Source organism: Pantoea sp. Morm, assembly GCF_016643525.1.
Taxonomy (GTDB): Bacteria; Pseudomonadota; Gammaproteobacteria; order Enterobacterales; family Enterobacteriaceae; genus Pantoea; species Pantoea dispersa.
In genome coordinates this window covers 1-6442 of sequence record NZ_VOQX01000153.1, presented here as the reverse complement: position 1 = coordinate 6442, position 6442 = coordinate 1, and the positions used below count along the sequence as shown (strand labels likewise).

The 6442-nt window shown below is 55.3% G+C and carries 7 protein-coding genes and 1 pseudogene; 4 read left to right on the top strand and 4 right to left on the bottom strand.

Annotation, left to right across the window (positions count from 1 at the left end; genetic code table 11):
• Positions 1-362: pseudogene (locus tag FT726_RS25710) on the top strand (hypothetical protein); the annotation flags it as partial.
• Positions 363-402: 40 nt separating this feature from the next.
• Here the strand turns inward: FT726_RS25710 and FT726_RS25705 are convergent.
• Entirely contained in the window at positions 403-1452 is a 1050-nt protein-coding gene (locus FT726_RS25705; RefSeq protein WP_346303686.1) for an NAD(P)-dependent alcohol dehydrogenase, read from the bottom strand.
• A 109-nt stretch (positions 1453-1561) separates the two neighbouring features.
• Here FT726_RS25705 and FT726_RS25700 point away from each other — a divergent pair, with 109 nt between their 5' ends.
• Positions 1562-1993 (top strand): helix-turn-helix domain-containing protein, encoded by a 432-nt coding sequence (locus FT726_RS25700; RefSeq protein WP_346303685.1) that lies wholly within the window; start codon positions 1562-1564, stop codon positions 1991-1993.
• Here the strand turns inward: FT726_RS25700 and FT726_RS25695 are convergent.
• Positions 1935-2759 carry a helix-turn-helix transcriptional regulator gene (locus FT726_RS25695; RefSeq protein WP_346303684.1) on the bottom strand — a complete coding sequence of 275 codons (825 nt, stop codon included), beginning with the start codon at positions 2757-2759 and terminating at the stop codon, positions 1935-1937. The two genes, FT726_RS25700 and FT726_RS25695, sit on opposite strands and share 59 nt — an antisense overlap.
• A 103-nt stretch (positions 2760-2862) precedes the next feature.
• Here FT726_RS25695 and FT726_RS25690 point away from each other — a divergent pair, with 103 nt between their 5' ends.
• The gene (locus FT726_RS25690; protein ID WP_346303683.1) at positions 2863-3753 is read left to right on the top strand and encodes an SDR family oxidoreductase; all 891 of its coding nucleotides are present in this window, start codon (positions 2863-2865) and stop codon (positions 3751-3753) included.
• Here FT726_RS25690 and FT726_RS25685 read toward each other — a convergent pair.
• The gene (locus FT726_RS25685; protein ID WP_346303682.1) at positions 3738-4652 is read right to left on the bottom strand and encodes a LysR family transcriptional regulator; all 915 of its coding nucleotides are present in this window, start codon (positions 4650-4652) and stop codon (positions 3738-3740) included. The genes FT726_RS25690 and FT726_RS25685 overlap by 16 nt on opposite strands.
• Positions 4653-4754: 102 nt before the next feature.
• Between FT726_RS25685 and FT726_RS25680 the strand changes: the two genes are divergently transcribed.
• The gene (locus tag FT726_RS25680) at positions 4755-5930 is read left to right on the top strand and encodes an MFS transporter (protein ID WP_346303681.1); all 1176 of its coding nucleotides are present in this window, start codon (positions 4755-4757) and stop codon (positions 5928-5930) included.
• Positions 5931-6006: 76 nt separating this feature from the next.
• Here the strand turns inward: FT726_RS25680 and FT726_RS25675 are convergent.
• The coding region (locus tag FT726_RS25675; protein WP_346303680.1) for an HAD hydrolase family protein at positions 6007-6442 on the bottom strand (436 nt) is incomplete at its 5' end.

The window sequence follows — 6442 nt, the reverse complement described above, 5'->3', positions numbered from 1 at the left end:
TTGAACGCGTGCAGGATGAAAATCTCGCCAGCGAACCGGGGCAACGCAAGCCTGAGGATGGGCAGATTCACTGGCATCAGTCTGCCGATGAGATTCATGCTCTGATTCGCGGCGTCGCTTATCCGTGGCCTGGTGCGTATAGCCTGATGGGAGAGCAGCGTTTTATCGTGTGGAAAAGCCGCGTGATTACCCAGTCGCATCAGCACGCAGCGGGCAGCATTATTTCCATCGATCCGCTGTATATCGCCTGTGGCGAAAATGTGCTGGAAATTGTCGCGGCGGGGTTATCGCATCACGACAATCTTAGCGCGGCGCAGCTGGTGCAGCACTTCTCGCTGCGCGTGGGGACGAAACTGGAGTAATTTTGAGCTGGCGATTTCAGCCTGAAATCGCCAACTTTTATCACCAGCGGGTCGCTGCCATATCAATCACAAAGCGATATTTCACATCACCTTTCAGCATGCGCGCGAATGCATCTTCGACTGCTTCACCCGCAATCAATTCGATATCTGCCGTGATGTTGTGTTCGCCGCAGAAATCCAGCATCTCCTGCGTCTCTTTGATACTGCCGATGGATGAGCCGCTGATGCTCAGGCGACGGAAGACCATCGGCGTGACGTCAGGTGCCTGATGCGGTTGTTCCGGAATGCCTACCAGCACCAAACGACCATTGGTTTTGAGCGTCGCGAGGTAGGGATCGAGATCGTGAGGCGCGGACACGCAGTCGATAATGAAGTCGAGAGAGGTTTGCGCCGCTGCCATCTGTTCCGCATCACGTGAGACCACCACGCGGCTGGCCCCCAGGCGTCGCGCATCGGCACCTTTTTCCGGAGAGGTAGTGAACAGCGTCACTTCCGCGCCCATCGCACTCGCCAGTTTTACCGCCATATGCCCAAGCCCGCCTAAACCCACTACGCCGACTTTGTCGCCTGCCTGCACCTTGAAGTGACGCAGCGGTGACCACACGGTGACGCCCGCACACAGCAACGGCGCAACGCCTGCCAGCGGCAGGTTCTGCGGCACTGACACCACAAAATGCTGATCGACCACCACATTCTGTGCATAGCCGCCCCAGGTGCTGTCGCCAGTGTGTTTGTCGATACCGTTATAGGTCGCGGTAAATCCGGCTTCGCAGTACTGCTCTTCCTGCTGCTGGCAGAAATGGCATTCACGGCAGGAATCGACCATCACGCCGACACCCACCACATCACCGACCTTGAAGTTTGAGACCGCTGCGCCGGTTTCCCGCACGCGACCGACGATTTCGTGGCCAGGCACCAGCGGATAACGACTGACCGCCCATTCGTTACGCGCCATATGCAGATCGGAGTGGCACACGCCGCAGTACAGGATATCGATTTTAACGTCCTGCGGTTGCAGTGGACGCAGCGCGATCTGGCTGGATACTAAAGGTTTTGCCGCGTCGTGTGCGACTAATGCGTTGATTTTCATGGTGCCTCCGCAAGGTGCTGGCGTTATTGAGTTGAAGGCGGCAGACTATAGTCAACGTGGTGCAAAAATGATAGTAGTCACCATTTGGTGACCATAAGGAGGGACGCCGATGCCAGCCTGGGTTGACGGTAAACTGGTTTTTTATGCGGACTCACCGCCGCGTCGCTTGATGGACCTGTTCTCGCTGAAGTGGAGCAGCATGGTGCTGCACGCGCTTTATCACTGGCCGGGACAGCGTGCGCGCACTGGCGAGTTGCAGCGCAGCCTGCAGGGAATTTCGAAGAAGATGCTATTTCAAACATTAAAAGAGCTGGAGCAGCGCGGATTGATTGCCCGCCATGTGTATGACGTGGTTCCACCTAAAGTGGATTACCGTTTGACGCCGCTGGGACAGACCTTTGCAGCCCCAATCGAACAGATGTACCAGTGGGGACTGGAGAATCAGGCGGCGCTGGATGCAATGGACGCCAACCTGCGCGCGGCTACGGACGTGCCATCAGACGCGCCACCGTCTCACGATCTCTCGGCAAGCGAGGATTAAACACCACCAGGCTCAGGCCAGGCTTGCCCTCAACGGCGAAGGTGCTGTATTCGAGCTCCAGCACGCCTTCGTCCGGTAGCCACAGTTGCTTAATCCCTTCGCCATGCTGGCTCACTTCCTGCGATTGCCACAGTTGACGGAAGGTTTCGCTCATCGCGCTGAGTTCTTCCACCAGCGTGCGCACATGCTCGCTGGCACCGGTACGTGCTACGTCGGCACGGAAATTCGCCACCATGTTACGCGTGACCTGATGCCAATCCGGCAGGCGTTTTTTCATCTCTTCGTTGCTGAACATCATTAATAGAATATTGCGCTGTTCCGGCGGCAGTTGGGCGTAATCCACAAATACTTTGGTCGCCGCATGGTTCCACGCCACCACCTGCCATTCAGCGGTTTTCACCAGCGCGGGCGTGTGCGTCATGCTATCCAGGACGCGTTGCAACGAGGGTGAAACATCCACGCCCGCCTGCCAGGTGACGCCCGGCAAACGATTCTGCGCCAGCAGAAACAGGTGGTCGCGCTCGGCGGCACTTAGCTCCAACGCTTTGGATAACCGTTCCAATACCTCTTCGGAGGGCGCACCGCCTCTGCCCTGCTCCAGCCAGGTATACCAGGTGGTGCTGACGCAGGCGCGCACCGCCACTTCTTCCCGACGCAATCCGGGCGTACGACGCCGCAGCAACGGATAGCCGAGTTTGCCGGCATCCAGTCGCTGACGTCGTTCACGCAGGTAGTTGCCGAGCAGATTGTCGTCTTGTTGGGTCATCGCGTTATCCTGTTAGTGCCTATACCTGTATAAGCTCACGACTTTTCGCCGCGCCGCAGACTTTTATCATAGTGCTTCAACAGCCAGAAATAGGAGTACGAATATGCGACTTTTTGTGACCGGCGCAAGCGGCTTTATCGGTTCGGCGATTGTGAAAAAACTGCAGGCACGCGGCGTGGACGTGCTTGGACTGGCACGCAGTGACGCGTCAGCAGAGAAACTGCACCAGCAGGGAGTCCAGGTGATGCGCGGCGATTTAGAAGATATTGCCAGCCTGCGTAGCGCCGTTGAACAGAGTGACGGTGTGATCCATGCCGGCTATATCCATGATTTCAGCCGCATGGATCACGCAGCGGCTATCGATCAGCAGGCGATTCTGGCGATGGGTGAAGTGCTGGCCGGGTCAAACCGTCCGCTAGTGGTGACCACCGGTACCGCATTGGTCTCGCCAGGACGTCTCGCGGTTGAGCAGACTCAACCGGTTTCCGGCGGCCATCCTCGTTCCGACTCCAACATCGCCGCACTCGCGCTGGCGGATAAAGGGGTGCGCGTCTCGCTGGTGCGTCTTCCGCCCACGGTACACGGCGCGGGCGATCACGGCTTTGTGCCGATGATCATTAATATGGCGAAAGAGAAAGGCGCGGCGGTGTATGTCGGGGATGGTGCGAATCGCTGGCCTGCGGTGCATCGTGATGATGCGGCGGAGTTATTCTGCCTCGCCGCCGAGCACGCCGAAGCCGGGACGATTTTGCATGCGATTCAGGAGGAAGGCATCCCATTCCGTCAGATCGCCGAAACCATTGGCGCAGGTTTGTCTCTGCCGGTGAAAAGCCTGAGCATGGAAGAAGCGAAAGAGTGGCTGGGCTGGATGGCGTTCTTTGCTACCATTGATAACCCCGCTTCCAGTGAATGGACGCGCCAGACCTTTAACTGGCAGCCCACCGGGCCAGGATTGCTGCAGGATATGCGTGAGGCGGGCTATTTTTCGCGTTGATTCCGCACCGCCTCTTGCAGGAAATCAATAAACGCGCGGCTTCTTGCGGGAAGAAAACTCCGTTCCTGATAGAGCAGCGCAATCTCAAGGGGTGCGGGAACGAGTTCAAGCTCAATCACTTCTAACTGCCCACTTCGAATATAAGGCTCACAAGCCTGCGCTGAAAGGATGGCAAACCCGATGCCTTTCAGTGCAGCTTGCATCGCCATCTCACCACTGTCGACACGGAAAGGACTCAGCACATTGATGTGTCGAAATCCTTTGCCAGTGGTTATAAATTGCCACGCTTGCCCCTGAAGTGCACTTACGGTGGTGATGCAGGGCAGAGCCAGCAATTGTTCTGTTTGCGTTGGTCTGGCGTATTTTTGCAGTAAAGTCGGCGCCGCAACAATGTGGCAGGGTAATGAAGCCAGCGGTCGAGCTATGACATCACTGCTGGCACGCGTGCCGCGACTGATATCAATGACAACATCGCAGTCATCCCACAGTGACTCTGCTCCCTGCAGACTGGTAGTGCAATGGAGTTCAATTCTGGGATATCGCAGGGCAAAGTCAGCCAAAAGATTGCCGAAGATCACCGGCCCTACTCCATTCGGTAAACATACGCGTAGCAGCCCTTCCGGCTCAGTTTGTGCGTGGCTTAATCTGGCTTCCGTCTCATTCACCGCGTCCAGCAGTGGTCGCATGCTGTCAAAAAACATCTGCCCTGCTTCAGTAAGCTTCATTTGACGCGTACTTCGCTGTATGAGTCGCATCCCTAATCGTTCTTCCAGCTGCGAAATCTGGCGACTCACATTCGATGCAGGCATATTCAAGGCACGCGAGCCGCCGATAAAACTGCCCTTCTCTGCAACGGTGACGAATACACGCAATACATTTAAATCGATTCTACTGCGCATCGTTTATCCCATTTTTGATAATTAATCGTCTCACTTTATCGCTCTAATCATAATGATGCACGGGCAATAGACTAGGCCTCCTGTCACTTAATGGAGCAAACTATGCCTGTCCTCACCCCGCAATTAGGTTCATTCGCTGTGATCCGCATCGCTGTGATTATCGCTTTTGTTCAATTCACGAATGCCCTCGAATACATGATGTTTAATCCGCTGTTTGCCTACATGGCGTCTCAATTTTCAGTGCCTGTCACTTATGCAGGTTATGTCACGGGGACTTACACCCTGGGTTCAGTGCTATCCGGGTTATGTATTTGGAAATGGATTGACCGCGTTAACGCCAAACGGTTTTTACTGTGGAATATGGCACTTTTAGGCGCTCTGACGGTGCTGGTCACCTTCACGAGCGATTATACCCTGCTGCTGGTTCTACGATTTATGGCGGGCTTAGTGGGAGGAACAACCATGGGTGTAGGGATGAGTTTATTAATCAGCCTCGCGCCAGCGGCCTTACGAGCACGGATGATTGCCACCGTCATTGCCGCTTTCTCTGTGGTCAGCATTGCAGGGATGCCGACCATGCTGTTTTTGAGCACACATTTCGGCTGGTACAGCGCAACGAGACTCATTGGTTTGCTGTGTCTGATAGGTTTGCTTCTTATCGCCGGGTTTATTCCTGATGCCCCGCGCAAAATCGCCCCTAAATCATCGATAACAATGACGCCAGAATGGTTGTTTTTCGCCAGCGGGAACGCCATCGCGCAATTCACTCCTATGCTCATCATGCCTGCTTTAGTGCCTTTATTGACCCAACACATGCAGGCTGTGAGCGCCTCGCTGCCCATGCTGTTCTTCATCGGTGGCATCGCTGGGTTGATGGCGACAAAGCTTACCGGAAAACTATTGGCTCACTGCTCCAGCTACACCTTAGCCGTTGTCTCAACGCTGATATTACTAGTCAGCATGCTGCTTCCCGTGACAGGTTTGCATGCCGGCGCATTATTCATGGGGCTGTTTCTGAGCGGGGCTTACGGACGATTGGTGGTGGTGTCGTGTGTGACGACGAGATTTCCAAATCAGGCCAGTCGGGCTGGTTTCCTGTCCCTGCAAACGGCGCTGATGTCATTGAGTACCACCCTCGCCTTTTTTGTTTCGGCCATGACTTTTGAGATAGCAGCCCCACTACCCATCATATTCTGGGTGCTGGTTGCCGGCAGCGCATTACTCTTGCCACCGCTGATTAAGAGGATGGAAAAAAGGTTAGCGAGACGTGAGGCCTGAGGTGATAAAGGTAGCGGCAGAATCGATCGCCCAGCTTAAAGTTTAGCTCTGGCTCGATAAACTCTGCCGCGAGGGATTAGCCAAACGGCTCTTCGCGTGCCAGCAAGCGTGCTATCACGTTAAGCGCACCTTCGTCGTTGTTGCTGTCGGTTTTATAACGCGCAACAGCGGCCACGGGCGCGGCGGCATTGGCCATCGCAAAGCTGTAGCACGCCTGACGCAGCATTTCGAGATCGTTAGCGCTGTCGCCAATGGCCAGCACTTCGCAATCGTCGATGCCCCATTTTTCCTGCAGCAGCGCGATGCCGTGTGCTTTGTGGCAGCCAGGAATGATCAGATCGACAAAACCAACGCCGCTGGAGACCGGATGCATGATGTTTTCAATCGCGCCCAGTTCTTTGTGTAGACGATCCATCAGGGCCTCCACCCCTTCGTGGGCCAGATTCAACGAAAACTTAAAGATGGTGTCATCGATATCGTAGAGGTTGTCGCGCTTTTCCAGCCGATGATAG